The sequence below is a fragment of the Arthrobacter sp. 10T425 genome, assembly GCF_056393985.1.
The window spans coordinates 247411-273658 of sequence record NZ_JBFTGZ010000002.1; the positions used below are offsets into that span (position 1 = coordinate 247411).

Consider the following 26248-nt stretch of genomic DNA (forward strand, 5'->3'; position numbering starts at 1 on the left):
AGGCGCCGGACCATGACCCAAGATTTCATAGGACTTCCAAGCTTTGCCCTTCTTTTGCCTCCGCACTGTTGGTAGCGTCACACCATGCTTGCTTACACAGCCGGGGACACTGACGTCCCGCTGCTCGAGGAAACCATTGGCGCGAACTTCGAACGGATCGCGGCGCGGTTCCCGTACCACGACGCCCTGATCGAGGCGGCTGCGGTACCCGGCGAAGAGGCCCGGCGGTGGAGCTACACCAAGTTGAATGACGACGTCGACCGCCTGGCACGTGCGCTCCTCGCCCTGGGCGTCGCGAAGGGCGAACGGATCGGCATCTGGAGCCCCAACTGCGCCGAGTGGACCATCCTGCAGTACGCCACCGCGAAGGTCGGGGCGATCCTGGTCAACGTCAACCCCGCCTACCGCAGCCATGAGCTCGAGTTTGTGGTCACCCAGAACGGCATGCGCATGCTGGTCACCGCGCCGTCTGACAGGAACAGCGACTACACAGCGATGGCGCGGCAGGCCCTGGCGGCGTGCCCGGATCTGCGCGAGCTGGTCTTCCTCCCGGGCACCGGCCTGGACGGGCTGACCGCCGGCGAACCCGGCACTGACGCGGAGCGCACCTATGCCGAGCTGCTCAAGCGGGCCGACGACGTCGGGCACTCCGAGCTGAAAGCGCGCATGGCGGCACTGGACGCGCAGGACCCCGTCAATCTGCAGTACACCTCCGGCACCACGGGGTTCCCGAAGGGCGCCACGCTGACGCACCACAACATCCTTAATAACGGTTTTTCGATCGGCGAACAGCTGGGCTACACGGAACACGACCGCGTGGTGATCCCGGTGCCCTTCTATCACTGCTTCGGCATGGTGATCGGGAACCTCGCGGCGCTCAGCCACGGGGCCGCCACCATCATCCCCGGCCGGTCATTCTCGCCGGCCGCGGCGCTGGAAGCTGTGCAGGACTTCGGCGGAACCTCGCTGTACGGCGTGCCGACCATGTTCATCGCCGAGCTCGCCCTGGCGGACTTCGCCTCCTACGACCTCTCGACACTGCGCACGGGCGTCATGGCCGGCTCGCTGTGTCCCATCGAGGTGATGAACCGGGTCATCACGGAAATGAACATGAAAGACGTCGCCATTTGCTACGGCATGACGGAGACCTCGCCGGTGTCCACGATGACCCGGAGCGTGGACACCATGGCCCAGCGCACCGAGACTGTGGGCCGGACCATGCCGAACCTGGAGAGCCGGATCGTGGACCCGGTCACGGGAGAGGTGGTGGAGCGCGGCGGGATCGGCGAACTCTGCACGCGCGGCTACGCGGTGATGCGCGGGTACTGGAACCAGCCTGACAAGACCGCCGAGGCGATCGACGCCGACGCCTGGATGCACACCGGGGACCTCGCCCGGATGGACGCGGACGGGTACATCGTGATCGAGGGCCGGATCAAGGACATGGTGATCCGCGGCGGCGAGAACGTCTATCCGCGCGAAATCGAGGAATTCCTCTACACCCACCCGGACATCCAGGACGTGCAGGTGATCGGTGTCCCGGACGAAAAGTACGGCGAGGAGCTGATGGCCTGCGTCATTTTGAAGCCGGGGGCCGCGCCGATGGACGCCGCCAGCCTGGCCGAGTTCTGCCGCGGCAAGCTGGCGCACTACAAGATCCCGCGCTACGTGGATGTCCGGGAGAGCTTCCCGATGACCGTTTCCGGCAAGATCCGCAAGGTGGACATGCGCCAGGAAGCGGCGGCCCGGCTGGGCCTCCAGACCGGCGGCTGACAGCAACGCGGGGTCACTTAAGGCCCATCCCGGGGCGCTGGACGGGCCGTAAGTGACCCCGCGTTGCGGCGATTCCGGAGGGCCTGTGGATAACCTCAGCGCCGAGGCTGATCCGCGGTCACAATGGTGCGCATGGTCCGCATTGTGCCGCTTCCCGAAAGCCTCACCCTCACACCGTTCACCGTCTATGAGTCGCGCGCGCTGGGTATTCCGCCCAAACGTCTACGGGCGCACGATTTGTCCGACGGCGGCCGCCTTATCTATCTGCCGGCAGGCCGGCAGCTTGAGATCGTCGAACGGGCCAGGGTCCTCGCCGCTGCTACCCCGGGTGCCTGGGCGTCCCATGAAACCGCGGCCGTGCTGACCAGGCTCGGGCTGCCGCCATGGTTGGGCGAATGCCCCACCATCCACCTCAGCAAACCCCATGAACTGCCCAGAGTCCGCCGTGCCGGGGTCACGGGTCACCGCGTGCGGCTCATTCCGGGCGAGCTGACCGACGTCGACGGCATCCCTGTCACGGCGCCGCCCCGCACTTGGCTGGATCTGGCCGCAGTCCTGCCGCTCAACTACCTCATCGCGATGGGAGACCAGCTCATCCGACAGCCCAGGCCCAGCCTCGAACTGAGGTCGGAGCCCTACGCCTACAAGGATGGCCTGCGGCTGCTGATCCGCCAGCATCCCAACATGAAGGGCGTCGAGAAGGCGCGGCTTGCGCTGGACGAGATGCGGGTGGGAGCAGACTCTTTCCCGGAGACATTCCTGCGGCTGGCGCTGTTGGATGCGCGTCTGCCGGAGCCGGAGCTGCAATTGAGGCTCGACCCGGAAGACCCGCGCTCACCGGCTGCAGACATGGGCTACCGGAGGTACGGGATCGCCATGCAGTACGACGGCGCCCACCACCTCACTCGGGAACAGCAGTCTCGGGACAACCGGCGGGACGAAGCGTTCCGCAGCGCAGGATGGGCGTATTTCAAAGTCAACGCCGACGATCTTGCCGAGGGATTCGACGGCGTCATCGCCCGGATCAAGAGGGCCCGGCTCCGCGCCTGAGCAAACTCCTGCCCTCCTGAACCGCCCACACCAACGCGGGGTCAGATCGCGCCCATAAAGGGGCCCCGGATGGGCCGTAAGTGACCCCGCGTTGCTCCTGAGGTCAGTGGCTGCGGTGGTCCTGGATGGTCATGCGCGGGCCAAATGTCGGTTTCCGGAAGCCGCTCAGCCCGATCATCCGGACCACCCGCTGCCGGTGCCCCGCCCATGGAGCCAGCAGCCTGAGCATGCCGGCGTCGTCTGTCCGGCGGCCGGTCAGGGCGGCGCCCACGTAGGCCGCAAGGTGGTAGTCGCCGACCGAGATCGAATCCGGGCAGCCGTGCGTGCGCTGCACTACCTCCGCCGCCGTCCAGACCCCGATTCCGGGCAGCGTCTGCAGCTTGGCTGCCGCCTCCGCGGCGGGGAGGGCGGCGAGCCGTTCCAGCGCGGCGGCCGACCGCAGCGCCCGCATGACGGTTCCCGACCGCTGCGGGCCCACGCCGGCCTTGTGCCACTCCCAGGACGGGATGAGCAGCCACTGCGCGGCCGTCGGCTGGACCAGCAGATTGGCGGGCGCGACGGTGCCGGCGCCCGGCGCCGCCGTCCCGAAGCGGTACATCAGGTAGCGGTATCCGCGGCGGGCCTCGATAACGGTCACCTTCTGCTCCAGGATGGTCGGCACGAGTGAATCGATCATCCTGCCGGTTGCAGGCAGCCGGATCGCGAGGTTCCGGCGTCGGGCTTCAACCACCATGCGCGGGAGGCTCGCGTGGAATGCGGGCTCGTCGAAGCCGGACCAGTCGTCGTCGCTCCCGAGCATGCGCGGGACGGAATCGACGGCGTCCCCCGCTCCGGGACCCCAGGCCTGCGCGTCCACGGCAGGGTCAGCCCGCGTCCCGGCCGTTGCCAGGCGCAGCGTGGCCGGACCGCGGGGCGTCGTGAACGCGAACCAGATGCCGTCCGGGGCGGTGCGGATGGACGGGTCGCCGTGGCCGCGCAGCAGCGTGCCGATGGTTTGCATCAAGTCGAACGGGCCGCCCGGGTGCCACCGCAATGAGGCGTCCGCCGCGGCGGCAATGCCTGCGGGGGCGTCTGCAAGGCTCATTCGAACATGTTCCCACGGCCCGCTGACAGCAGCGGCATCCGCGGCAACGATGCAGGGGCCGTACGGCCCTTAACCTCCCGCGCTGCCGGGGCTAAAATCCGGCTAGTGGCGTGCTGTGTCCGCGCCCGCCTCTGGGCACCGAATCCTTGTTTTTAGGAGAGTGTGATGGCTGGTGGAGTGGTACATTTCGAAATTCCCGCAGACGACGAGGGCCGCGCACGGGAGTTCTACAGTTCGGCGTTCGGCTGGGAGGTAAGCCAGGTGCCGGAGATGAGCTACGCCATGATCAAGACGACGCAGACGGATGCCAACGGCATGCCCTCCGTGCCGGGCTCCATCAACGGCGGCATGTTCCGCCGCGAAGGCGACCTCACATCCCCGGTGGTCACTGTGGATGTCGATGACATCGACGCGGCGTTGGAGAAGATCAATGCCCTGGGCGGCAGCACCGTCTTACCGCGCGAGGCAATCGGCACCATGGGCTGGGCCGCCTACTTCCGGGACACTGAGGGCAATGTGGTCGGCCTCTGGCAGAACGCCCCGCGTGAGGGCGGCGCCGGGGCAGCGAACGCCGGGAATGACATCGGCGCCTGACGGGCCGGGCACGCCGGCCCGCAGTGCATCCACCTCACTGCATCCCGGTGGTGAGCCACAGCGCCACGACCGCCAACGGGACGGTGAGGACGACGGCGGCCACGCCGGCGAGGGCAAAGCCTCCCCAGCGGATCTCCACATTCAGGGAGCGGAGCCGCTCGTGCCACAGCAGCGTGGCCAGGGACGCCCAGGGGGTCACCAGCGGGCCCAGGTTCACGCCGATCAGCAGGGCCGCCAGCCGGGCCGGGGAGCCGCCTACCGGTTCCAGGGCCAGATAGGCGGGGAGGTTGTTGACCGCGTTGGCTGCCCCGGCGCCCAGGCCGGCGAGCTGCAGGAGCGCCGGCAGGCTCTCGCCCGTGCCGGCGATCCCGGTCAGGAACTGGGTGAGCCCGTTGGCGTGCAGGGTCTCCACCACCATGAACAGTCCGGACGTGAGCATCAGCGGGCGCCAGGGAATCATGGACCAGCGCAGGACGGAGCGCCGCCGCCAGAGGAAAAGCAGGAGCAGCGCCGCCGCCGCCGCGAGTGCCGGGATCTGCACCGGAACCCCGGAGACAAGCGCCGGGAGCAGGACCACCATGACCCCCGACGCCGCGTACAGCAGCACCCGGTCCCGGACCTTATGGACGGGCTGGGGGCCGTACGTGCCGCGCAGGTCCTTCCGGAACGCCAGCCACAGGAGCACCAGCGGCACGAGGATGCCAACCAGGGCCGGGGCCCACACGAGCGAAGCGAACGCGGCGGGGCTGAGGTTGAGCCGCTCCTGCGCGAGCAGGTTGGTCAGGTTGGAGACCGGCAGCAGCAGCGAGGCCGTGTTCGCCAGCCACACCGTGGTCAGCGCGAACGGCAGCGGCGGAATGCGGGCGTGAATGGCCAGCAGCACGACGACGGGAGTCACCAGCACCGCCGTCGTATCCAGCGACAGGAACACGGTGGAAACGGTGGCGAGGGCGATGGCGAGGAACCACAGCAAGAGGACCCGGCCGCGGCCCAGGGCGGCCAGCCGCTCCGTGACGACGCGGAAGAGCCCGGCCTCATCCACCAGTTCGGTGACAAGGGACATCGCGACCACGAACGCCAGTATCGGCACGGTGCGTGCTGCCAGCGCCTGGAAGGCGGGGACCGGCAGCAGCCCGGACACCAGCGCCGCGCACCCGGCCAGCAGCATGCCCGCGGGCAGCGCGTAGCTCTTGAACTTCTTCAGCCGGGCGATCCTCTTCACAGCCATATCCTCGCATCTGCCAGAGCCGTGGGAGCGCTGTGGCCGCGCCGACGTGCCCGCCGCGCCGGAGACGGTAACTTTGTACCTATGAAGTACGCCCCGTCCGTCCTGGACCTCATTGGCCATACGCCGCTCGTCAAACTCAACCACGTGACCGATGGCATCGCAGCCACGGTCCTGGTGAAGCTCGAATACCTGAACCCCGGCGGTTCGATCAAGGACCGCATTGCGGTCAAGATGATCGAGGAGGCCGAACGAACGGGCCAGCTCCTGCCCGGCGGCACGATCGTGGAGCCCACCTCGGGCAACACCGGCGTCGGTTTGGCGCTCGTGGCGCAGCAGAAGGGCTACCGCTGCATCTTCGTCGTGCCGGACAAGGTCGGCGAGGACAAGCGGGCCGTCCTCCAGGCCTACGGCGCGGAAGTGGTGGTCACGCCCACCGCCGTCCCGCCGGACAGCCCGCAAAGCTACTACGGCGTCTCCGACCGGCTCGTCACCGAAATCCCCGGCGCCTACAAGCCGGACCAGTTCTCCAACCCCGCCGCCCCGGCCAGCCACTATGAGACCACGGGCCCTGAGATCTGGCACGACACCGACGGACGCATCACCCACTGCGTGATCGGCGCCGGGACCGGCGGCACGATCACCGGCACCGGCCGGTACCTCAAGGAAGTCTCCGCCGGGCGGCCCGGGGCCGAGGGTGGCGTCGTGAAGATCATCGGCGCGGATCCCGCCGGCTCGGTGTACTCCGGCGGCACGGGCCGCCCGTACTTTGTCGAGGGCGTCGGGGAGGACATGTGGCCGGCCAACTACGACAAGTCGGTCCCGGACGACGTCATTGCCGTCAGCGACGCCGACTCCTTCGCGATGACGCGCCGGCTGGCGCGCGAGGAAGGCCTGCTGGTGGGCGGCTCCTCGGGCATGGCCGTCGTGGCCGCCATGGAAGTCGCCAAGGACCTCCCGGCCGACGCCGTCGTCGTGGTCATCCTGCCGGACTCCGGCCGCGGCTACCTGGCCAAGATCTTCAACGACCAGTGGATGCGTTCCTACGGCTTCCTGGCCGGCGGGGACGAGGCGTCGGTGGGCGAGATCCTCAAGGCCAAGACCGGTGAACTCCCGGACCTCGTGCACATCCACCCGAACGAGTCCGTCCGCGACGTCATCAACATCATGAACGAGTACGGCGTCTCGCACATCCCCGTTTTGTCCCAGGAACCGCCAGTCGTCATGGGCGAGGTGCTGGGCGCCGTGGACGAACGCACCCTCACGGCCAAGCTCTTCCGCGGCGAGGCCAAGCTCTCGGACAAGATCTCCGAACACATGGAGGCCCGGCTCCCCGTGATCGGCTCGCTCGAATCGATCTCGACCGCCCGCGAACTCCTCTCCGACGCCGACACCCTCATGGTGACGTTTGTCGGCGCCCCGGTGGGGATCCTGACCCGCCACGACCTCCTCGCGTACCTCAGCAACTGACCAGTTCAAGGAGTCCCATGTCTGTGCCTGAAAGCCCGTCCTCGAAAAACCAGGGTTTCAACACCCGCGCCATCCACGCCGGCCAGGCGTTTGAGCCCCGCACCGGGGCGGTGGTGCCCCCCGTGCACTTCTCCTCGACCTATGCCCAGGACGGCATCGGCGGGCTGCGGGCCGGTTACGAATACGGCCGGGGCACCAACCCCACCCGTGACTCGCTGCAGGAGCAGCTGGCGGCCCTGGAAGGCGGGAGCGCCGCGTTCTCCTTTGGCTCCGGCCTGGCCGCCGAGGACTCGATGATCCGCGCCCTCACCCGCCCCGGCGACCACATTGTGCTCGGCAACGACGCCTACGGCGGCACGTACCGGCTCATCAGCCGGGTCCTGGGGGAGTGGGGTATCGGCAACACCCCGGTGGACATGTCCGACCTCGACGCCGTCGCGGCCGCCGTCGCCGCGGGCGGCACGGCCGACGGTGGCGGCAAGACCCGCCTGGTGTGGGTGGAGACGCCGTCGAACCCGATGATGAAGATCACCGACATCGAGGCGCTCGCGAAGGTGGCGCACGACGCCGGCGCGCTCCTCGTGGTGGACAACACCTTCGCCTCCCCGTACCTGCAGACCCCGCTGGCCCTCGGCGCCGATGTGGTGGTGCATTCGACCACCAAGTACATCGGCGGGCACTCCGACGTCGTCGGCGGCGCGATCGTGGTCAACGACCCCGACCTCGCCGAAAAGATCGGCTTCGTGCAGTTCGCCGTCGGCGCCGTGTCCGGGCCGATGGACGCCTTCCTCACCACCCGCGGGCTGAAAACCCTCGGGGTGCGCATGGACCGGCACAGCGACAACGCCCAGGCCGTGGCCGAATGGCTGCTGGAGCGCCCCGAAGTGGAGGCCGTGCTCTACCCGGGCCTGCCCACCCACCCCGGCCACGAGCTGGCCAAAAAGCAGATGAAGAAGTTCGGCGGCATGATCTCCGTGCAGTTCAAGGGCGGCGAGGCCGCGGCCCGCAAGGTGGCCGAATCGACCTCCGTGTTCACCCTGGCGGAGTCCCTGGGCGGGATCGAATCGCTCATGAACTACCCGTCCGAAATGACGCACGCCTCGGTCAAGGGCACGGAACTGGCGGTCCCGGTCAACCTGATCCGGCTCTCGTGCGGCATCGAGGACGTGGAGGACCTGATCGCCGACCTCGACGCCGCGATTTCCTCCCTGGCCGCCGGCAGCTAACTGCACCGTAGCTGCACCGGCAACCGACCCCGGCGCCCGGATCATTCCGCCGGGCCACCCTAGCTTTCTCTAAGAGAGTCAGCTAGGGTGGCCGCATGGCACTTCGATCCGACTGGTCCCAACGGACCTGCAGCATGGCCCGCGGCCTCGACATCCTGGGCGATCCCTGGAGCGTGCTCGTCCTGCGCGAGGTGTTCTTCGGCAACGGCCGCTTCGAAGCCATGAAGGCCCGGCTGGGGGCGGCCGATTCCGTGCTCACCAAGCGGCTCGCCGGGCTCGTCGCCGCCGGGCTCCTGGCCCGGAGGCCCTACGACGACGGCGGCCGCACCCGCCAGGAGTACGTCCTCACCGCCATGGGCGAAGACGCCCTCCCGGTGCTCAACGCCGTCGTGATCTGGGCCGAAAAGCATCTCCCGGCGCCGTCCGGGCAGGCACACATGTTCGTCATCCACAGCGGCTGCGGGGAGCGGACCTCCTCGGCTGACACGTGCACGGCCTGCGGGGAACCGCTGACGGCCGCCAACACGAGCTGGCACAGCCTCTCCCGCACCGCGGACCCCGTGCCGCTGGCCTCGGCCGGCACCGGGACCCCTGTCCAGAACGGAACCGCCGCATGAACGCCCCTGAAACCATCGTGACCCCGGCGCCGGTCCGCCGCCGCATCCACCCGGCGTGGACCGTCGCCGCCGTGGCTTTCCTCGCGCTGGTCGGCGCGGCAGGGTTCCGGGCGGCCCCGGGTGTGCTGATGGTGCCGCTGCAGAACGAGTTCGGCTGGTCCACCACCGTGCTCTCCGCCGCGGTCAGCATCAACCTCGTGCTTTTCGGGCTCACGGCACCGTTCGCGGCAGCGCTCATGGAACGCTTCGGCATCCGCGCAGTCACGGCCGTGGCCCTGGTGCTGATCGGCGCCGGCAGCGCACTGACGGTCCTCGTGACCCAGTCCTGGCAGATCCTGCTGACGTGGGGGCTGCTGATCGGGCTCGGCACCGGGTCCATGGCGCTGGTCTTCGCCGCGACCATCGCCAACACCTGGTTCGCCAAGAGCCGCGGCCTGGTCATCGGCATCCTCACCGCCGGCAGCGCCGCCGGACAGCTCGTGTTCCTGCCCTTCATCGCGGCCCTTGCCCAGGACCCGGGCTGGCGGCAGGCCTCGCTCCTCATCGGTGCCGGCGCGCTGGCCGTGGTGCCGCTCGTGCTGATGTTCCTGAAGAACTCACCGGCCGACGTCGGCGTGCTGCCCTACGGGGCGACGCCGCCGGCCCCCGGCCCGAACGCGGGCACGGAATCCAGCGGGCCCGAACCGACAGGACCGGCCGCCGGGCAGGAAGTGCAGGAGCCCCGCCGGAACGCCGCGGTCCGTGCCCTGCAGGTCCTCAAACGGGCCAGCAAAGTGCGTACCTTCTGGGCCCTGGTGGCCGGCTTCGCGATCTGCGGCGCGACCACCAACGGGCTGATCGGCACCCACTTCATCCCCTCCGCCCACGACCACGGCATGCCCGAAACCACCGCGGCGGGCCTGCTCGCCGTCGTCGGCCTCTTCGACATCATCGGCACCATCGCCTCCGGGTGGCTCACGGACCGCTTCAACCCCCGGATCCTGCTTGCCGTGTACTACCAGTTCCGCGGGATCGGGCTGCTGGTCCTGCCGCTGCTGCTCAGCGCCACCGTCCAACCCAGCATGATCGTGTTCGTGGTCATCTACGGCCTGGACTGGGTCGCCACGGTGCCGCCGACCGCCGCGATCTGCCGCCAGGTGTTCGGTGCCGATGGGAGCGTCGTGTTCGGCTGGGTGTTCGCGGCCCACCAGCTCGGCGCGGCCGCCGCGGCCCTGGCAGCCGGGGCGGTCCGGGACGCCACCGGCCAGTACACCTACGCCTGGTTTGCGGCCGCTGCCATGTGCACCATCGCCGCCGTCATCAGCGCCAGCATCCGCAAGGACGCCCGGAAGCCGGAGTCCGTCCCGGTCCCGGCGTAGCTGTTCTGTAGACTGACCCGACAGCGAGGGCGCGTTTGCGCCGCCCTGGACGGAACCGACCAAACGGCCAGCGTCTACATCAGCAGCCCGATGGGGGAGTACATGTCAGTGCCCGTTTCAGACCGCAGCCCGGCGCGGTATTCACCCGTCCCGCACCTGTTCCGGTTCTCCGTCATCCCGGCCATCGCCGCGGTGGGCTACTTCATCTGGATCTCGCTCGGAGTCTGGGGCAAGCACGGCCTGGACTTCAGCGTCTACTGGTACGGCGGTAAAATCCTCAACGACGCCGGCGCGGCACCCTCAGCGCTGTATGCGGGCAACGTGGACTGGGCCGGCGGACCGGCGCTGATGTTTACCTACCCGCCGTTCGCCGCCATCGTCTTCGGCCTCTTGGCCCGGTTGCCCCTGGCGGCGGCGCTGACCCTGTTCAACGCCGCCGGCGCCGGGGTGGCGATCCTGGCCGCGGTCCGAACGGTCCGGTACTGGAACGCGAAAGCCTCCTGGCGCGACACCTTCCGGGCACCGGGCAACGGCTGGGCCGCCGCCGTCCTGGTCCTGGCGGTGCTGAACCTGGGTCCCTGGCGCGAGACCCTGGTGTTCGGCCAAATCAACGCCCTGCTGATGGGCCTGATCGCCGTGGACCTGTTGGCCCGCAACCGGCGCTGGGCCCGCGGTTTCCCCGGCAGCGGCTTCCTGGTGGGCGTCGCCGCCGGCATCAAGCTGACGCCCTTGGTGTTCGGGCTCTACTTTCTGGTCCGCAGGGACTGGCGCGGGCTGGGCAACATGGCCGCCGGCTTCACCGCCACCGTGGCGGCCGGCTGGCTGCTCCGGCCCGCCGAATCCCTGCAGTTCTGGCTCCACATGCTGCCCGACACCTCCCGGATGGGGGGAGCGGGCTACGTGGACAACCTGTCCATTAAGGGCGCCCTGCTGCACTTCGGGGTCCCGGAAGCGCACGTCACCGTGCCGTGGCTGCTGCTGAGCCTGGCGGTTGTGGCCGTGGGCGCCGCAGTGATCAAGGCCGCCAGCGATCAGGGTGCCCGCGTCGTGGCCGTATCGGCGACCGCGATCACCATGCTGCTGATCAGCCCGGTCTCGTGGTCCCACCACTGGGTGTGGGTCGCGGCGGTCTTTCCGGCTTTCGCCTGGACCCTGCGGGAAGCTCCGCGCCGGTACGTCGGGATGCGCTGGACCATGGGCGGCGTGCTGGGCCTGTCGATCCTCGTATTCCTGTTCTCGCCCAAGACCATCGGTACGGCCCTCGGCGCCGAAAACCTCGACATCCAGACGCCCGGGGTGTGGATCATGGCCTCCAGCGCCGGCGTCTTCTGCGCCCTGGCCCTGCTGGTGTGCTGGCTCGTGGCCCTGCGGCGGGATCCGCTGGGGCCGGAGCCGGACCTTGCCCCCGAGCCGGCTGCCGAACGGGACGTCCGGGCCGCCGACTCCACTTCCTCAGCCTCCTTGTAGGCACCGCTCGTAGCAGGCCGCGCACCTGGTAGGCACCGCGCCGGCCGCCACCGCTAGGCTGGTCGGCATGAGCTCCCCCGACGGACGTAAGACGGCCCTTGTCACCGGTGTCGGCCGGCTCGCCGGAATCGGCGCAGGCATCGCACGCCGCCTCGCCGCGGACGGCTGGGACCTCGTGCTGACGTACTGGCAGGACTACGACGCGCGGATGCCGTGGGGAGTCCAATCGGACGACGTCGAGCGCCTCACCGCCGAGCTCGAGGCGATCGGTGCCGCCGTCGTGGCGCTGCCGGCGGATTTCCAGGACCCGCACGCCGTGGACGGGCTGATGTCCGCCGCCGCGGCGGAGGCCGGAACCCTGCAGGGTCTGGTGCTCAGCCACGCCGAATCCGTGGACTCCTCCATCCTGGACACGTCCCTGGAGAGCTTCGAGAGGCACTTTGCGGTCAACACCCGGGCCAGCTGGCAGTTGATTGCCGCTTTCGCCCGGCAGGCCGGTCCCGAGGGCGGCGCCATCGTGGCCCTGACCAGCGACCACACCGCTTTCAACCTGCCCTACGGGGCATCAAAGGGCGCCCTGGACCGGATCGTGATCGCCGCCGCCCGCGAACTCGGCCCGCTCGGGATCAGCGCCAACGTCCTGAACCCGGGACCGGTGGATACCGGCTGGATGGATGAGCCGCTCCGTGACGAACTGGCCCGCCGGCAACCCGGCGGCCGGCTGGGCACACCGGCGGACGTGGCCGGCACCGTCGCGTTCCTGCTCTCGCCCGAGGGCCGCTGGATGTCCGGGCAGCTGGTCAAGGCCGACGGCGGATTCTCCGCCTGAGCCGCTGGGACCGCGGGAACGCTCTGATTCATGGAGCGTGTGTGGTGTTGGGGCAGCGTCCGGTGGTGGCCGGACCCGGTCAGCCGGCGCTCAGCCGGCGGTCAGCTGGGCGAGGGCGGTTGCCAGTTCGGTGGCGGCGCCTTGGAGGAGGCAGGCCGTCTCCCGTGCCCGGGTCTTGCGTCCGGACTGGAGGTCGGCATCGATGAGGTCGGCGATGAGTTCGAGCCGGCACGCACCGGCCTTGGATGCGGACCAGGACAGGCTTTGGGCGGCCAGGCGCGCGCCCTCCCAGTCCCCGCCGGCCAGGGCCTGGTGAATCTTTTCGACCCGGTGGGGAAGCATGAGCTGGAATGTGCTGACGAAGTCGTGGAACTTCCACGACTGGACCGTCCCCGTGCTCTCCTGAAGCCGGTCGCGGTCCAGGACGAGTGCCGCGCTGATGCGGGCCCGGTGCCGGTGGGGTCTCTGGCCGGAAGCGGACCTGTCCTGGCCGTCCCCGCCCGCGCCGGCAGTGGCGTGACGTGCCGGAAAGAAACGAAGTGTCCACGCGGCTGGCTTTGCGTTGAGACTCATGATGTCCCCCTTTACTTGGCAGCCTGTTCCACCCGTCGGGCAGGCAGGCAGGGTGCTCAGCTCCTGTGTCTGGGACGGGCGGGACGACGTCGGTTCGACCGGCCAGAGAAGAAGTGCCGTGGGCTATTTGGCTGCCTCTGCTCCGGTGGCGATGGCACCACTGTACGAATGCGCCCCCGGGAGAACACGAGTGTTGGCTACCCGAAAACCCGGCAGTCACCACTTGTATCACTGGCCTCATCCGTAGCGCGTGACGAGCGGACACGGAAACACTGCCGCGAAATACCCCGCGGCTCTCAGCGGAAGGCGGGGAGACCCGTAATGTGCTGGCCCAGGATCAGGGTGTGGACCTCGTCGGTGCCCTCGTAGGTCCGGACGGATTCCAGGTTGGCGGCGTGCCGCAGCGGGGAATAGTCCAGCGTGATGCCGTTGCCGCCCAGAATCGTGCGCGCCTCCCGGGCAATGCTGAGCGCCTCCCGCACGTTGTTCAGCTTGCCGAGTGAGATCTGCTCCGGACGCAGCCTGCCGGCGTCCTTGAGCCGGCCCAGGTGCAGGGCCAGGAGTGTGCCCTTCTGGATCTCCAGGACCATGTTCACCAGCTTCTCCTGCGTCAGCTGGTACCCGGCCAGCGGCTTGCCGAACTGCAGCCGCTCCTGGGAGTAGGCCAGCGCGGCCTCATAGGAATCCCGCGCGGCGCCCATAGCTCCCCACGCGATCCCGTACCTGGCCTCGTTGAGGCAGGAGAAGGGACCCCTCAGCCCGCGCGCCGCGGGCAGCAGCGCCTCCGGGCCCAGCCGGACGGCGTCGAACGTGATGTCGCACTGGATGGAGGCGCGCATCGAGAGCTTCTGCCCGATCGGCGTCGCGGTGACGCCCGCGGTGCCGGCAGGGACGAGGAAGCCGCGCACGCCGTCGTCGGTCATGGCCCACACCACCAGCACGCCCGCCACGGAGGCGAGCCCGATCCAGCGTTTCGCGCCGTCCAGGATCCAGCCCGCGTCATCGCCGGAGCCGTCGCGGCGGGCGAAGGTCTTCATCGAGGCAGGGTCCGAGCCGGCCGTGGGCTCGGTCAGGGCAAACGCGCCGATCAGTTCGCCGGCGGCCATCCGGGGGAGCCACTCCTGCTTTTGGTCCTCGGAGCCCCACTTGTGGATGGCCGTCATGGCGAGGGAGCCCTGCACGGAGACGAACGTGCGGACGCCCGAATCGCCGGCCTCGAGTTCCATCGCCGCGAGGCCATATTCGACGGCGGAACGGCCGGGGCAGCCGTAGCCCTCCAGGTGCATGCCGAGCACGCCGAGCTCGCCAAGTTCCGGGGCGAGCTCGAGGGGGAACACGGCGTCCTCGTACCAGCCGGCGATGCCCGGCCGGACCCGCTGGTTCGTGAAATCGCGGACGCGCTCGCGCACGCTGCGCTCCTCCGCGCTCAGCAGGGAATCGATGGCCAGGACATCGGAGACGTCGGAAAGGTTGGCCTCATTGTTCATGCCGGCTTCGTTGCTCATGCCAGCATCCTACGGCCGCACCTGCAGGGGCGCGCCGGCGGCGGGCTGGTGCTGCAGGAAGTAGCCCCGCGTGGACGGCGCGAAACGGCAGACGGCGGCCAGCGCCACGCCCAGCCCCAGGAGCAGCACGCCGCTGATGAAGGCCCCGCCGACGCCGAAGATCTGCGTATCACCGTAGTCCGGATCCCACATCTGCACCGCCGAGACGAAGAATGCCGCAGTCAGCATAAGGGCGCCGAGCAGGGGCATGACGCCGCGGAACCAGAAGTTCCGGGCCGAGCCGCGCAGGCTCGCGCGGAAGTACCAGACGCACGCGAAGCCGGTCAGGGCGTAGTAGAACGCGATGAACAAGCTGATCGAAGTGATGGAGTCGGCGAGCAGGTTCTCGCTCAGGAGACTCATCAGGACGTAATAGGCGACGGCAGCGGCACCCATGACCTGGGTGGAATACCCCGGCGTCTGGTTGCGCGGGTGGACCTCGCCGAACCTGCGCGGCACGGCTCCGTGCACGCCCATGGACAAGGTGCCGCGGGCCGTGGGAAGGATGGTGGTCTGGGTCGAGGACAGCACCGAGGCCAGGACGGCGACGACGATCAGCCAGCCCCAGGGGCCCAGCACTACGTCCTTCATGGCCAGGAAGACATCGTTCTGGTTGGCCTCGTTGCCCAGCCCAATCCCATCCGTGCCCACCGTGGCATACATCATCACCAGCAGGGCGACAGAGACGTAGATCGCCACGAGGACAAGCGCGGAAATGACGGCGCCTCGGCCGGGCGTGGTGGCAGGGTTTTCGGTCTCCTCGTTCACCGCGAGGCAGGTGTCCCAGCCCCAGTAGATGAACAGGGCCAGCAGGGCTCCGTGCACCACCGCGCCGGGATCGGCGAACGCACCGGCGGGGTTGAACCACTCAAGGTCGAAGGCTTGGCCAGTGGCCGCGCCGGGCACCGCACCCGCGATCCGGAAGATGATGGCCATCGCGAAGATGCCCAGCGAGAGGTACTGCACGTAGGTCAGGACCCGCTGGACATGTTCCCCGAGGCGGATGCCGCGGTAGTTCACGAGGGTCATGAACACGATGAACAGCACGCCGGTGGCGGTGACCACGAGGCTGTTCCCGGCCAGCGAACCGTCGCCGATCAGCAGCCACAGGTACTGCCCGGCGACCTGGGCGAGGTTGGCCAGGACCACGACGCCGGCCAGGGCCACGCCCCATCCGCCCAGCCAGCCGGCCCAGGGACCGAACGCCCGGCGGGCCCAGATGAAGGTGGTCCCGCAGTCCGGCATGGCGCTGTTGAGCTCACGGAAGGCGAAGGCGATGAAGAGCACGGGCACGAAGCCCAGCAGCAGGATCAACGGGGTGTAGTTGCCGTTCACCGCCACGATCAGTCCCAGGGTCGCCGCGAGCGAATAGACCGGCGCGGTGGAGGCCAGCCCCAACATGACGGAGTCTCCGAGATCCAGGATCCCGGCGCGCAGTCCCTTGGCCGGAACTGCCGCGGGACCCCCGGGGCCGCCGGCCGTCGTCGTCGTCGTGGTTCCGGTGCTCATAGGGCAATACCTGCCTTGCTGGAGTGGGCCTGGTTCGAGGCCGGGGCGGGCGCGTCAATCGTGTTGGGCACGAAGCGGCAGAAGTAGTCGGTGATGGGCCCGTCCGACTCGCGGATGCCGCAGCCGACCGATTCGCCGTCGACCACCCAGAGGCCGAGCACAGGGCGGTTGCCGTCGAAATCGGGAAGGGCATGGAACTGCTGGTAACACCAGCCTTCCCGGCCATAGTCGCCGGGCTGTTCGAGGTCGATGCCGGCGGCGTGGATCCTGATGTTGTCCCCTTCGCGGCCATGCAGCGGCTTGGCCACCCACTCCGTGAGTGGCCCGGGACCGTCAAGATAGGCCGGAAGCAGGTTGGGGTGGTCCGGGTAGAGGTGCCAGAGCGCCGCGAGCAGGGCCTTGTTGGACAGGAGCATCTTCCAGGCCGGCTCCACCCAGCGCGGATTGTGGGCGCGCTGCAGCAGCCGCTGCCCGAACGGCTCCTTCATCATCAGTTCCCAGGGGTAGAGCTTGAACATGGTGCTGATCATGAAGTTGTCCAGGTCCACGAAGCGGTTGAGGTTTGGATCCCAGCCGATGTCGGACATGTTGATGCCGATGGTGGTCCAGCCGGCCTGGCTCGCGACGTCCCGCATGTAGGCTGCCGTCATCCAGTCCTCCCCGGATTCTTCCGCCTCGGAGTGGGCGACGTGGAGCGTGCTCATGCCGGTGCGGTACTGCAGCCTCTTCCATTGCCGGATGAGGGCTTCATGGATGCCGTTCCACTGGTCCTTTTCGGGAAGGACGTCCTGCAGCCAGAACCACTGGGCGACGGCGGCCTCAATGAGTCCGGTAGGGGTGTCCGCGTTGTACTCCAGCATCTTGGCCGGGCCGCCCCGGCCGTCGTAGACGAAGTCGAAGCGGCCGTAGACGTCCACATCGCCGGCCTGCAGCGATGCAGCCGCCAGTTCCATGGCCTGCGGCCCGATCCCGATGTTGCCCATGGCCCCGGTGGCGAGGAACTTCGCGGCCTCGAGGCACATGCGGTGCATGTCCTCGGCGGCCTGTTCGAGGGTCTCCACTTCGTCCATGGTGAATTCGTAGTAGGCGCCTTCGTGCCAGTACTCGACGTTCGTGCCGTCCGGCAGGGCTGTGGTGGAGAAGACGAGGCCTTGTGCTTCAATCCGCTCTTTCCAGTCCGGCCGCGGCGCGGATCCCAGTCGTTTCATCCCTAGCCTCCCGTGCTTCCGCCCTTGGCGCTGCCGCCGAAGCCGCCCCTGCTGACCGTGCCGCCCTTGGCGCTGTACCCCGTGGACGCCTTGGCCCCGGTGGGAACTGTCCTGCTGTAGCTGGGGTAGCCCGACCGGTTCTGGCCCAACCCGGGCACGCTGGCGCCGCGGGAGTAGAAGTACCAGGCGTAGATGCCGGAGCTGCGGCCGTCCGTGCTGCTGTTGTTGCACTGCGCATCGTCGACCCGCTCGCCGGTGTCGTCGTTGAAGCACACCTGGGCGTAGTCGGCCTCGTCCTCGTTGCTGGCCACCATGGCGGTGATCGTGCCGGCCAGGAGCGCCGTGACGCCCAGCCCGACGACGGCGGTACGGCGCTGCGAACGCTTCTTTCGCGCCGCCGCGGCCGCCAGGCCGCGCTCGCGTTCCAGGGCGAAGGGGTCAACCACGGCGGGGGCAGTGGGGTCAGCCGGAAGTCCCGGCGGCGCGGGCTGGCCGGGCTGGTTCTGCAGCTCGGGCCGGAGCTCCGGCTGTGGAATCTGCCACGGAGGCTGCTTCCGGTCCTGCCGTGGACTGTCCGGGTGCTCGTCGTTTCGGCCCAAATGTGTCCCCTCACGTCTGGCCGCAGGGTATCCCGCGGAAGGCTTGCGTGCTTTTCCCGACGCCAGCCTAACCGGCCTCCGGATCCCGGGCGATGGAAAGGGCGTGCCGTGTCTGCGGCGGGCGCGTGGGAAGCGTGCCGGCGCTGAGTCCGGGGCCGCGGGCACGCCGCAGGCCTACACTGGTGCCATGGAAACCGCATCCGTGCTTGCTGTCTGCAGGGTTCACCAGCTGCTCGATGATCCCGGCAGCGTCGGGGTCACCGCGATCGACAAGCGCCCCGTGGACGGACCGGTGAAAGTCCACAAACTTGGCCTGCGCGGTGATATCCAGGCGAGCAGGATCCACCACGGCGGCGAGGACCAGGCACTCTACGCGTACTCGCAGGACGACGCCGACTACTGGGCCGGCGAACTCGGCCGGGACATGCCAGCGGGCATCTTCGGCGAAAACCTGCGGATCACGGGCCTCAACGCCTCCAACGCCGTGATCGGCGAACGGTGGAAGGTCGGACTGGACGTCGAGGTGGAAGTCACCTCCCCGCGCATCCCCTGCGCCACCTTCCAGCGGCGGATGGGCGAGCCGCACTGGGTCCAGCGGTTCACCGAGGCCGGCAGGGTGGGCACCTACCTCCGCGTGGTCCGGACCGGCAGCATCGAGGCCGGAGACCACATCCACCGGCTCTTTGTCCCTGCCCACGGCGTGACAATCGCCAGGTGGTTCACCGATCCCACCCTGGAGGACATGGAGGCCCTGCGCGACGCCGACGCCGACGGCCAGATCCGCCTGCAGCCCGAGTACCACCAGAGGTTCGAACAGCTGCAGCGCCGTCTCGGGGTCTAGGCGTGGGGAGCCGGTGTGCGCAAGCTCACCAGCCCCCGTCGGCCCCTCAATTACCACTGTTCCGCTCCATGCCCTACACTTGAAATATCCCCCACTCCGGAAATCCCTTATTCCTGCCCAATTCTTGAGGCAGGACTGGCAAGTGTTGGGGCCCGCAAATGTGATGCGGGCATTTTCATAGGGAGAGCCGGCAAAAGAAAACGCTGTACAGACTGCTGGGATAGCAGCCAAGAGATGCAGCGGGAAGTCCTGCCACGGGATTGCGAAAGCGCCGGACTTCTATGTGACCCGCCGGTCAACCGTACGCCCGGCAATTCGTGTCACGCGTACTGCGGCTCCGCTCACCTCGGGTTGTGCCGCTTGGCCCCTATGGATGAGGAAATTTCACCTATGCCCGAAAATCAGAACAACTCCGTCGACACCGAACTCGCCACCGAGAACACCCAGGCCGACGTCGAGACTTCTGAAACGGCTGCCCCCGCAGCCGGCTCCGCCCCGGAATTCACCGAGGCTCCTGCGAACGTTGTAGCACCGGCGGCCGAAGCTGCCCCGCAGGCTGACACCAAGACCGAGGCCACTTCCGCCCCGGCCAAGGACGAGGACGCCGAGGAAGAAGGCGTCAGGTTCGTAGACCTCGGCATCGATGGCCGTGTCCTGGCCGCCCTGCAGGACGTCGGCTACGAGAAGCCGTCCCCGATCCAGGCAGCAACCATCCCGCTGCTGCTCGAAGGCCGCGACGTCGTGGGCCTGGCCCAGACGGGTACCGGTAAGACTGCAGCATTCGCAGTACCGGCACTGTCCCGCCTGGCCGAGCTCCACGACCTCAACGGCCCGTCCCGCAAGACCCAGGCCCTGGTGCTGGCCCCCACCCGTGAGCTCGCGCTCCAGGTTGCCGAGGCCTTCACCTCCTACGCCAAACACATCGACGACTTCACCGTCCTGCCGGTGTACGGCGGCTCCGCCTACGGCCCCCAGCTCGCCGGCCTGCGCCGCGGCGCGCAGGTTGTTGTCGGTACCCCCGGCCGCGTCATCGACCACATCGCCAAGGGTTCCCTGGACCTGTCCGAACTCCAGTACCTCGTGCTGGATGAGGCCGACGAGATGCTCCGCATGGGCTTCGCCGAAGACGTGGAGCAGATCTTCCAGCAGACCCCCGCGGGCCGCCAGGTTGCGCTGTTCTCCGCCACGATGCCGAGCCAGATCCGCCGGCTCTCCAAGCAGTACCTGAACAACCCGGCCGAGGTGCAGGTCAAGTCCAAGACCACCACGGGCGCCAACACCCGCCAGCGCTACCTGCAGGTCATGGGCCCGCACAAGCTCGATGCGCTGACCCGCATCCTCGAGGTCGAGGAGTTCGAGGGCGTCATCGCCTTCGTCCGCACCAAGATGGCCACCGAGGACCTCGCCGACAAGTTGCGCTCGCGCGGCTTCCAGGCTGCCGCCATCAACGGCGACATCCCGCAGCAGCAGCGTGAGCGCACGGTCGAGGCCCTGCGCGACGGCAAGATCGACATCCTGGTCGCCACCGACGTCGCCGCCCGCGGCCTGGACGTCGAGCGTGTCAGCCACGTGGTCAACTACGACATCCCGCACGACACCGAGTCCTACGTCCACCGCATCGGCCGCACCGGCCGCGCAGGCCGTTCCGGCGACGCGATCCTGTTCATGACCCCGCGCGAGAAGTACCTGCTGCGTTCCATCGAGAAGGCAACCCGCCAGCCGGTGGAGCAGATGCACCTGCCCACGGCCGAGACCGTCAACACGCTGCGCCTGGGCAAGTTCGCCGAGCGCATCACGGAGACCCTCGCGTCCGAGGACGTTGCAGCGTTCCGCGACCTGATCTCCTCCTACGAGGAAGAGCACAACGTGCCGGCCTCGGAAATCGCCGCCGCACTGGCCGTCATGGCCCAGGGCGGACAGCCGCTGCTGGTCAAGGAACTGCCGGCAGCGCCCGAGTTCCAGAAGCGCGAGCGCTCCAAGGACGGCTTCGGCTCACGCGGCCCGACCCGCACCCTGACCGAGGGCAACGCCACCTACCGGATCGCCGTCGGACGCCGCCAGCGCGTCATGCCGGGTTCCATCGTTGGCGCCATCGCCAACGAAGGCGGTATCTCCTCGGCCCAGATCGGCGGCATCGACATCCGCTCGGACCACTCCCTCGTGGAGCTCCCGGCGGACCTGAGCGCCGATCAGCTCAAGGCACTGTCCCGCACCCGGATCGGCGGCGAGCTGATCCACCTGGAGCTCGACAACGGCCGTAAGCCGGCCGGCGACCGCGGCTCCTACCAGGGCAACCGTGGCGGAGACCGTGGCGGCTACTCCGGCGGCAGCGGCAACTTCAAGGGCAACGGCGGCTTCAAGCGCGAATTCCGCAAGGGCGACGGCGAGCGGTCCTCCGCTGACCGTGGCGGCCGCTCCTTCAGCGAGCGTTCCGAGCAGCGCACCTTCGGCGCGGACACCCGCAAGCCCCGCACCGAAGGCGGCTTCAAGCCCCGCAACAAGTGGTAACCACTAGCACCATCTGAGAACGGGCCGGCTCCCTGAGCCGGTCCGTTCTTGTTTAAGCATTCCGGCCCCGTGTTCGCTTCGTCACAGCCGCGGCCGCCGATTGGTCCCGGGAGCCGATCCGGGCCCCCAAAACCGCGCCGGGAGCCCGGATTTCCGCTGTTTCCGGCCGGTCCGGCGTCGTACGGCCGCCGATTTGTTGGTGGGCGAATCTTCCGGTAGAGTATTTACTCGTTGCCCCCCTAGCTCAGTGGTAGAGCGCGTTCTTGGTAAGAACGAGGTCACCGGATCGATTCCGGTGGGGGGCTCTGAATGAGGGCCTGTGTCAAGGCGGTTTTTGACCGGCTTAGCGCAGGTTTTCCTCATTTACGGCGGTGTAGCTCAGTTGGTTAGAGCGCACGACTCATAATCGTGAGGTCGGGAGATCGAGCCTCCCCACCGCTACAGACAAAACCCCCGGAATCATTGAGATTCCGGGGGTTTTTCTGTCTCCCCACTGTCAGTCATCGCTTCCCTTGTGCTTGTCGTCGCCGGGCTCGTTTTCGCCGTGTCCGCCGTGGTCGTCGCCCGGTTCGCTGGAGCCGGCAGGTGCCGGGGCGGGAACCGCGGTCCGGTCCTCGCCCGGTTCGCTGGAGCCGGCAGGTGCTGGGGCGGGGACCGCGTCCTCGGTGGCGGAGGGACTCGGCGAGGAGGCCGGGCTGCGGTCCTCGGTTCCGGACGTGCTGCCCGTGGATGTGGGGGAGCCGGAAGCGGCGGTGGTGGCGTTTTGCGGCAGGAGGACGGTATTGGCGGGGTTCGTTGTTCCGGCCGGTGAGCCGTTCAAGGTCTGGGCGTTGACTGCAAGGGCCGCGGATCCGGTGAGCAGGACACCGGCTGCCGTGAGGACGAGGACTGTTTTAGTTTTCATGTCTCCACCCTAGGAATCCGTGGGAAAGGACGGGTCTTGGGGAAATCCAAGAGTTGTCCAAGTTTGCGCCCCCGATCAGCCAACTCACGCGGATTGCGGCAGAATTCGCGGCAGGCAGGAACATAATCAGGTATGCAGATCCTGGTAGTGGAGGATGACGAATCAGTTGCCACCGGAGTCCTTGACGGACTGGGCCGGGCCGGCTTCGGGGCCAGCCACGTCGGAACTGGCGGCCAGGCCCTGGAGGTGGTCCGCGCGTCCAGTCCCGATTTTGTCCTTCTGGACCTGGGGCTGCCGGACATGGACGGCACCGATGTGTGCCGCGCCATTCGGGCGCTGACCTCGATTCCGATCATCGTGGTCAGTGCCCGGGATGAAGAGATTGACCGGGTCCTGGCGCTGGAACTGGGCGCCGATGACTATCTGGTCAAGCCGTTCGGGATGCGGGAACTCATCGCGAGGATCCGGGCGGTGGCGCGCCGCTCCGAAGAACGGCTCCCGGATGGCCGGCCCGGGACGGAGCTCAGCAGGAACATCGGCGGCCTGAGTATTGACCAGCGCTCGCGCCGCGTGCTCCTGGACGGAGCCGAGGTTTATCTGACCGCCAAGGAGTTCGAACTCCTGTATTTCCTGGCCGCCGACCCCGGCGCGGTGTTCGAGCGCCGGGAAATCCTGCGAGCGGTCTGGGACGGCGACTGGTACGGCACCACGAAGACCGTGGATGCCCACATCGCCGGGATCCGCAAAAAGCTCGGTGACCCCCGCTGGATCGAGGCCGTCCGCGGCGTCGGGTTCAGGCTCGGGGTGCCTGGATGAGATGGCGGCTGATCGGCGCCTTCATGCTCATCACCTTGCTGGTGGTCCTGGTCCAGGACATTCCGCTGGGAAACTATCTGGTCCGTGTGGAACGGGAGCGCCTCACCACGTCCCTTGAACGCGACGCTTTTCTCCTGGCCGGCCGGGCCGGCGAAGCATTGAAAGCCGGCGGTCCACTGCCTCCGGAAGTCACGGCCGACGTGCGCCGGTACGGGGAGGCGGGCGGGGCCCGTGTGGTGATCGTCGACGCCGTCGGGACGGCCGTGGCGACCTCGGACGACGATCAGGCGGCCACCGGATCGCCCTACAGTTCGCGGCCCGAGATCGCCTCCGCACTGACCGGTCAGATCAACGCGGGCCAACGGTATTCCCAGACACTGGGCCTGGACCTGCTCTACGTCGCCGTTCCCGTCCTCAGCGGTGAGAAGATTTCCGGCGTCGTCCGGCTGACGTATCCGGCGTCGGTCGTGGCCGAGCAGGTGAACGGCCAGCTGCGTACCATCTGGACTGTCGCCGGAACCACGGTACTGCTCGCCGGCATCCTGGCCTACGTCATGGCCGGCGCCGTGACCCGGAGACTCCAGCGGCTGCGGGACGCCACGGAACTGCTCGCCGCCGGAAACCTGGACACCCGAACCGACGAAGGGGGCGCCCCCGAGATCAAAGCCCTCGCGGGTTCCTTTAACCGCATGGCGGACCGGATGAAACACCTGCTCGAGCAACAACGCGGCTTCGCTTCCGACGCCTCCCATCAGCTCCGCACCCCGCTGACGGGGCTGCGGCTCAGGCTCGAGAACGCCCACGACACGATCCCCGCCGACCCGGAAGCGGGCCGGACCATGGTGGCCGCCTCGCTGGAGGAGACGTACCGGCTGCAGCGCATCATCGACGGGCTGCTGTTGCTCAGCAAGGCCGAAGGCAGCCCGGCCGCGCCGGTCACCACCGACCTCGTCGAGGCAGCGAAGGCCCGCAAGGAACAATGGGAGGCCCTCGCCGAGGAGACCGGTGTGCGCCTGAGCCTGGACGGCCCGCCGGCGGCGGACATCCTGGTCCTGCCCGGGGCCGCCGAGCAAATCATCGACAACCTGATCGACAACGCCCTCGCCGTCGCCCCGCCGGGGTCACTGATCCAGCTCGTGGTCTCCCACGGTGAACAGCCAGGCACCATCGAACTGCACATCCTGGACGAGGGCCCCGGGCTTTCCCCGGAAGACTGCGAACGGGCATTTGGCCGTTTCTGGCGCGGCACCCAGGGCGGCGAGGGCAGCGGCCTCGGTTTGTCCATCGTGCACCAACTGGCCCGGGCCAGCGGGGCAGAAGCAACACTCAGGCCCAGGGCCCCCGGGTCCGCACCGGGCACCACCGGCCTGGACGCCTGCGTGCAATTCAGATCAGCCTAAAAATCAACGGCGTCAGCGCAGTGCGGGCACGCCCGGACACCGGCTGAATCGTCTCCTTGTCAGCGGTGTGCCTTCCCGCAACGCGCGCCCGTGACAAGCGGCACTTTTCGCCGTAGCTTTGCAGCAACTGACGGTTGGGGATATCAGTGGACCTTCTTGGCATCATCATGGCTCCGTTCAAATGGCTGGTCTCAGCCATGATGGCGGGCTTCCATGACGGACTCAGCGCCATCGGCATGCCGGCGGCCAGCGGCTGGACCTGGACGCTGTCCATCATTGGGCTGGTGCTGGTGATCCGCGCCGCCCTGATCCCGGTGTTCCTCAAACAGGTCAACGTCCAGCAGCGCATGAGGCGGTTGCAGCCGGACCTGAAGAAGCTCCAGGACAAATACAAAGGCAAGACCGATCCGCTCTCCCGCCAGGCCATGGCGCAGGAACAGATGGCCCTGTACAAGGCGCACGGCACCAACCCGTTCTCCGCCTGCCTGCCCCTGCTGATCCAGATGCCCTTCTTCTTCGCGCTGTTCCAGATGCTGTCCGGCATCAGCGCCGCGGCCGGCCAGGGCGAAGCCGTCGGGGCCATGAGCCCCGAACAGGTCGCGCAGTTCGACGAGTCCACGATTTTCGGCGCCCCGCTCTCGGCCTCGCTGCTGCACGGCGTCGGCGGCAGCCAGCTCTCGGTGTGGATCCTCTCCATTGCGATGATCCTGGCCATGACGGCCTCGCAGCTCATCACGCAGCGGCAGATCATGGCCAGGAGCTTGTCCGGCGAGGCCGTGGCGACTCCGTTCATGGGCCCGCAAAAGGTGCTGCTGTACAGCCTGCCGGTCGTCTTCGGTGTGGGCGGGATCGTGTTCCCCATCGGCGTTTTGATCTACTGGACCACCACCAACCTGTGGACCATGGGGCAGCAGTTCGCTGTCCGGTGGGACAGAATGGGACCATGACGCGCATCGCAATTATCGGCGGCCACGGCAAGGTGGCTTTGGAACTGTCCAGGATCCTCGCGGCGGATGGGCACGGGGTGACCTCCTTTATCCGCAACCCGGACCATGCGGCCGACGTCGCGGCCACCGGCGCCACACCGGCGCTGCTGGATGTGGAGAACGCGACGACGGCGCAGATCGCCGGAGCCCTCCGCGGACACGACGCCCTGGTGTGGTCGGCCGGAGCCGGCGGCGGCAGCCCCGAACGGACCTACGCCGTGGACCGCGACGCCGCGATCCGTTCCATGGACGCCGCGGCGGAAGCCGGCGTCAGCAGGTACGTCATGGTGTCCTATTTCGGGGCCGGGCCGGACCACGGAGTCCCCGCGGACAACGGCTTCTTCGCCTACGCCGAAGCCAAGGCCGCGGCGGATGAGTACCTGCGCGGTTCAGGCCTTGACTGGACCGTCCTGGGCCCCGGGACGCTGACCGCGGGACCCGGCAACGGGATGATCGACGTCGACCCCGCCGACACGTCCGACGGCACCGAAACCGCCCGGGCCAACGTCGCCCTGGTGGCGGCGGCGGTCCTCGGGCTGCCGGCCACGATCGGGCGCACCATCGAGTTCCGGGACGGCACGCTCCCGCTCGCGGCAGCGCTGGAAACGTTGGGCTAGCCCAGGACTCTTCCCGATAGGGTGGTGGGGGCGGTCCGCGCATCCACCCG

The 26248-nt window shown here is 68.4% G+C and carries 23 protein-coding genes and 2 tRNA genes; 17 read left to right on the forward strand and 8 right to left on the reverse strand.

Features of this window, described 5'->3' with window-relative positions:
• Positions 1-84: 84 nt before the first annotated feature.
• Both AC1DDH_RS03425 and AC1DDH_RS03430 read left to right on the forward strand, forming a co-directional pair.
• Entirely contained in the window at positions 85-1773 is a 1689-nt protein-coding gene (locus AC1DDH_RS03425; RefSeq protein ID WP_476954852.1) for an AMP-binding protein, read from the forward strand.
• 132 nt (positions 1774-1905) lie between these two features.
• Positions 1906-2823, forward strand: coding sequence for a hypothetical protein (locus tag AC1DDH_RS03430; RefSeq protein ID WP_476870433.1), 918 nt, complete (start codon positions 1906-1908; stop codon positions 2821-2823).
• A gap of 103 nt (positions 2824-2926) precedes the next feature.
• Here the strand turns inward: AC1DDH_RS03430 and AC1DDH_RS03435 are convergent, their stop codons facing one another.
• A complete protein-coding gene (locus tag AC1DDH_RS03435) occupies positions 2927-3907 on the reverse strand; it encodes a DNA-3-methyladenine glycosylase family protein (protein ID WP_476931144.1) in 981 nt (326 codons plus the stop codon).
• 165 nt (positions 3908-4072) lie between these two features.
• Here AC1DDH_RS03435 and AC1DDH_RS03440 point away from each other — a divergent pair, with 165 nt between their 5' ends.
• Positions 4073-4501, forward strand: a complete 429-nt coding sequence (locus AC1DDH_RS03440) for a VOC family protein (protein ID WP_476870435.1) — start codon at positions 4073-4075, stop codon at positions 4499-4501.
• A gap of 34 nt (positions 4502-4535) precedes the next feature.
• Here the strand turns inward: AC1DDH_RS03440 and AC1DDH_RS03445 are convergent, their stop codons facing one another.
• Positions 4536-5729, reverse strand: a complete 1194-nt coding sequence (locus AC1DDH_RS03445) for an ArsB/NhaD family transporter (protein ID WP_476954853.1) — start codon at positions 5727-5729, stop codon at positions 4536-4538.
• Positions 5730-5810: 81 nt separating this feature from the next.
• On the opposite strand from AC1DDH_RS03445, the gene AC1DDH_RS03450 reads away from it, so the two are divergent.
• The 6 genes from AC1DDH_RS03450 to AC1DDH_RS03475 all read left to right on the forward strand — a co-directional run bounded on the left by AC1DDH_RS03450 (position 5811) and on the right by AC1DDH_RS03475 (position 12693).
• On the forward strand, positions 5811-7196 hold the full coding sequence (locus tag AC1DDH_RS03450; protein WP_243181137.1) for a cystathionine beta-synthase: 1386 nt from the start codon (positions 5811-5813) through the stop codon (positions 7194-7196).
• A 17-nt stretch (positions 7197-7213) separates the two neighbouring features.
• Entirely contained in the window at positions 7214-8422 is a 1209-nt protein-coding gene (locus AC1DDH_RS03455) for a cystathionine gamma-synthase (RefSeq protein ID WP_476947166.1), read from the forward strand.
• A 95-nt stretch (positions 8423-8517) separates the two neighbouring features.
• On the forward strand, positions 8518-9039 hold the full coding sequence (locus tag AC1DDH_RS03460; RefSeq protein ID WP_223913761.1) for a winged helix-turn-helix transcriptional regulator: 522 nt from the start codon (positions 8518-8520) through the stop codon (positions 9037-9039).
• Entirely contained in the window at positions 9036-10397 is a 1362-nt protein-coding gene (locus tag AC1DDH_RS03465; RefSeq protein WP_476954854.1) for an MFS transporter, read from the forward strand. Before AC1DDH_RS03460 ends, AC1DDH_RS03465 begins: the two co-directional genes overlap by 4 nt.
• Before the next feature lie 108 nt (positions 10398-10505).
• A complete protein-coding gene (locus AC1DDH_RS03470; RefSeq protein WP_476954855.1) occupies positions 10506-11864 on the forward strand; it encodes a glycosyltransferase 87 family protein in 1359 nt (452 codons plus the stop codon).
• A gap of 67 nt (positions 11865-11931) precedes the next feature.
• The gene (locus AC1DDH_RS03475) at positions 11932-12693 is read left to right on the forward strand and encodes an SDR family oxidoreductase (RefSeq protein ID WP_476954856.1); all 762 of its coding nucleotides are present in this window, start codon (positions 11932-11934) and stop codon (positions 12691-12693) included.
• Positions 12694-12783: 90 nt separating this feature from the next.
• Here AC1DDH_RS03475 and AC1DDH_RS03480 read toward each other — a convergent pair whose 3' ends face one another.
• The 5 genes from AC1DDH_RS03480 to AC1DDH_RS03500 form a co-directional block, all read right to left on the reverse strand.
• Positions 12784-13266: a hypothetical protein gene (locus AC1DDH_RS03480; RefSeq protein ID WP_476954857.1), complete on the reverse strand. Its 483-nt coding sequence runs from the start codon at positions 13264-13266 to the stop codon at positions 12784-12786.
• A 296-nt stretch (positions 13267-13562) separates the two neighbouring features.
• Complete coding sequence (locus AC1DDH_RS03485; protein ID WP_476855654.1) at positions 13563-14771, reverse strand: acyl-CoA dehydrogenase family protein; 1209 nt, start codon at positions 14769-14771, stop codon at positions 13563-13565.
• 9 nt (positions 14772-14780) lie between these two features.
• On the reverse strand, positions 14781-16319 hold the full coding sequence (locus tag AC1DDH_RS03490; protein WP_476954858.1) for an APC family permease: 1539 nt from the start codon (positions 16317-16319) through the stop codon (positions 14781-14783).
• Positions 16316-17527 (reverse strand): glutathionylspermidine synthase family protein, encoded by a 1212-nt coding sequence (locus AC1DDH_RS03495; RefSeq protein ID WP_476954859.1) that lies wholly within the window; start codon positions 17525-17527, stop codon positions 16316-16318. The genes AC1DDH_RS03490 and AC1DDH_RS03495 overlap by 4 nt, the downstream gene beginning before the upstream one ends.
• A gap of 2 nt (positions 17528-17529) precedes the next feature.
• A complete protein-coding gene (locus AC1DDH_RS03500) occupies positions 17530-18126 on the reverse strand; it encodes a Tat pathway signal protein (RefSeq protein WP_476855657.1) in 597 nt (198 codons plus the stop codon).
• A 187-nt stretch (positions 18127-18313) separates the two neighbouring features.
• On the opposite strand from AC1DDH_RS03500, the gene AC1DDH_RS03505 reads away from it, so the two are divergent.
• From AC1DDH_RS03505 to AC1DDH_RS03520, 4 genes are all read left to right on the forward strand, one after another.
• Complete coding sequence (locus tag AC1DDH_RS03505) at positions 18314-18967, forward strand: MOSC domain-containing protein (protein WP_476954860.1); 654 nt, start codon at positions 18314-18316, stop codon at positions 18965-18967.
• A 390-nt stretch (positions 18968-19357) separates the two neighbouring features.
• Complete coding sequence (locus AC1DDH_RS03510) at positions 19358-21475, forward strand: DEAD/DEAH box helicase (protein ID WP_476870444.1); 2118 nt, start codon at positions 19358-19360, stop codon at positions 21473-21475.
• Between the two features lie 233 nt (positions 21476-21708).
• Positions 21709-21780: transfer RNA gene (locus tag AC1DDH_RS03515), tRNA-Thr, on the forward strand.
• 62 nt (positions 21781-21842) lie between these two features.
• Positions 21843-21916, forward strand: a tRNA-Met gene (locus tag AC1DDH_RS03520).
• Positions 21917-21971: 55 nt separating this feature from the next.
• Here AC1DDH_RS03520 and AC1DDH_RS03525 read toward each other — a convergent pair.
• Positions 21972-22379 (reverse strand): hypothetical protein, encoded by a 408-nt coding sequence (locus tag AC1DDH_RS03525; RefSeq protein WP_476851342.1) that lies wholly within the window; start codon positions 22377-22379, stop codon positions 21972-21974.
• A gap of 132 nt (positions 22380-22511) precedes the next feature.
• On the opposite strand from AC1DDH_RS03525, the gene AC1DDH_RS03530 reads away from it, so the two are divergent.
• From AC1DDH_RS03530 to AC1DDH_RS03545, 4 genes are all read left to right on the forward strand, one after another.
• On the forward strand, positions 22512-23195 hold the full coding sequence (locus AC1DDH_RS03530) for a response regulator transcription factor (protein WP_476859381.1): 684 nt from the start codon (positions 22512-22514) through the stop codon (positions 23193-23195).
• Complete coding sequence (locus AC1DDH_RS03535; RefSeq protein WP_476954861.1) at positions 23192-24595, forward strand: sensor histidine kinase; 1404 nt, start codon at positions 23192-23194, stop codon at positions 24593-24595. The genes AC1DDH_RS03530 and AC1DDH_RS03535 overlap by 4 nt, the downstream gene beginning before the upstream one ends.
• Before the next feature lie 146 nt (positions 24596-24741).
• Positions 24742-25542 carry a membrane protein insertase YidC gene (gene yidC, locus AC1DDH_RS03540; RefSeq protein ID WP_476954862.1) on the forward strand — a complete coding sequence of 267 codons (801 nt, stop codon included), beginning with the start codon at positions 24742-24744 and terminating at the stop codon, positions 25540-25542.
• Positions 25539-26198, forward strand: a complete 660-nt coding sequence (locus tag AC1DDH_RS03545) for an NAD(P)H-binding protein (RefSeq protein ID WP_476931131.1) — start codon at positions 25539-25541, stop codon at positions 26196-26198. The genes yidC and AC1DDH_RS03545 overlap by 4 nt, the downstream gene beginning before the upstream one ends.
• Positions 26199-26248: the final 50 nt, after the last annotated feature.

Bases quoted from the DNA above. Each gene is read 5' to 3' on its own strand.
- AC1DDH_RS03425 (WP_476954852.1), top strand. From the start codon at position 85: ATGCTTGCTTACACAGCCGGGGACACTGACGTCCCGCTGCTCGAGGAA.
- AC1DDH_RS03430 (WP_476870433.1), top strand. From the start codon at position 1,906: ATGGTCCGCATTGTGCCGCTTCCCGAAAGCCTCACCCTCACACCGTTC.
- AC1DDH_RS03435 (WP_476931144.1), bottom strand. From the start codon at position 3,907: ATGAGCCTTGCAGACGCCCCCGCAGGCATTGCCGCCGCGGCGGACGCC.
- AC1DDH_RS03440 (WP_476870435.1), top strand. From the start codon at position 4,073: ATGGCTGGTGGAGTGGTACATTTCGAAATTCCCGCAGACGACGAGGGC.
- AC1DDH_RS03445 (WP_476954853.1), bottom strand. From the start codon at position 5,729: ATGGCTGTGAAGAGGATCGCCCGGCTGAAGAAGTTCAAGAGCTACGCG.
- AC1DDH_RS03450 (WP_243181137.1), top strand. From the start codon at position 5,811: ATGAAGTACGCCCCGTCCGTCCTGGACCTCATTGGCCATACGCCGCTC.
- AC1DDH_RS03455 (WP_476947166.1), top strand. From the start codon at position 7,214: ATGTCTGTGCCTGAAAGCCCGTCCTCGAAAAACCAGGGTTTCAACACC.
- AC1DDH_RS03460 (WP_223913761.1), top strand. From the start codon at position 8,518: ATGGCACTTCGATCCGACTGGTCCCAACGGACCTGCAGCATGGCCCGC.
- AC1DDH_RS03465 (WP_476954854.1), top strand. From the start codon at position 9,036: ATGAACGCCCCTGAAACCATCGTGACCCCGGCGCCGGTCCGCCGCCGC.
- AC1DDH_RS03475 (WP_476954856.1), top strand. From the start codon at position 11,932: ATGAGCTCCCCCGACGGACGTAAGACGGCCCTTGTCACCGGTGTCGGC.
- AC1DDH_RS03480 (WP_476954857.1), bottom strand. From the start codon at position 13,266: ATGAGTCTCAACGCAAAGCCAGCCGCGTGGACACTTCGTTTCTTTCCG.
- AC1DDH_RS03485 (WP_476855654.1), bottom strand. From the start codon at position 14,771: ATGAGCAACGAAGCCGGCATGAACAATGAGGCCAACCTTTCCGACGTC.
- AC1DDH_RS03490 (WP_476954858.1), bottom strand. From the start codon at position 16,319: ATGAGCACCGGAACCACGACGACGACGACGGCCGGCGGCCCCGGGGGT.
- AC1DDH_RS03495 (WP_476954859.1), bottom strand. From the start codon at position 17,527: ATGAAACGACTGGGATCCGCGCCGCGGCCGGACTGGAAAGAGCGGATT.
- AC1DDH_RS03505 (WP_476954860.1), top strand. From the start codon at position 18,314: ATGGAAACCGCATCCGTGCTTGCTGTCTGCAGGGTTCACCAGCTGCTC.
- AC1DDH_RS03510 (WP_476870444.1), top strand. From the start codon at position 19,358: ATGCCCGAAAATCAGAACAACTCCGTCGACACCGAACTCGCCACCGAG.
- AC1DDH_RS03525 (WP_476851342.1), bottom strand. From the start codon at position 22,379: ATGAAAACTAAAACAGTCCTCGTCCTCACGGCAGCCGGTGTCCTGCTC.
- AC1DDH_RS03530 (WP_476859381.1), top strand. From the start codon at position 22,512: ATGCAGATCCTGGTAGTGGAGGATGACGAATCAGTTGCCACCGGAGTC.
- AC1DDH_RS03535 (WP_476954861.1), top strand. From the start codon at position 23,192: ATGAGATGGCGGCTGATCGGCGCCTTCATGCTCATCACCTTGCTGGTG.
- AC1DDH_RS03545 (WP_476931131.1), top strand. From the start codon at position 25,539: ATGACGCGCATCGCAATTATCGGCGGCCACGGCAAGGTGGCTTTGGAA.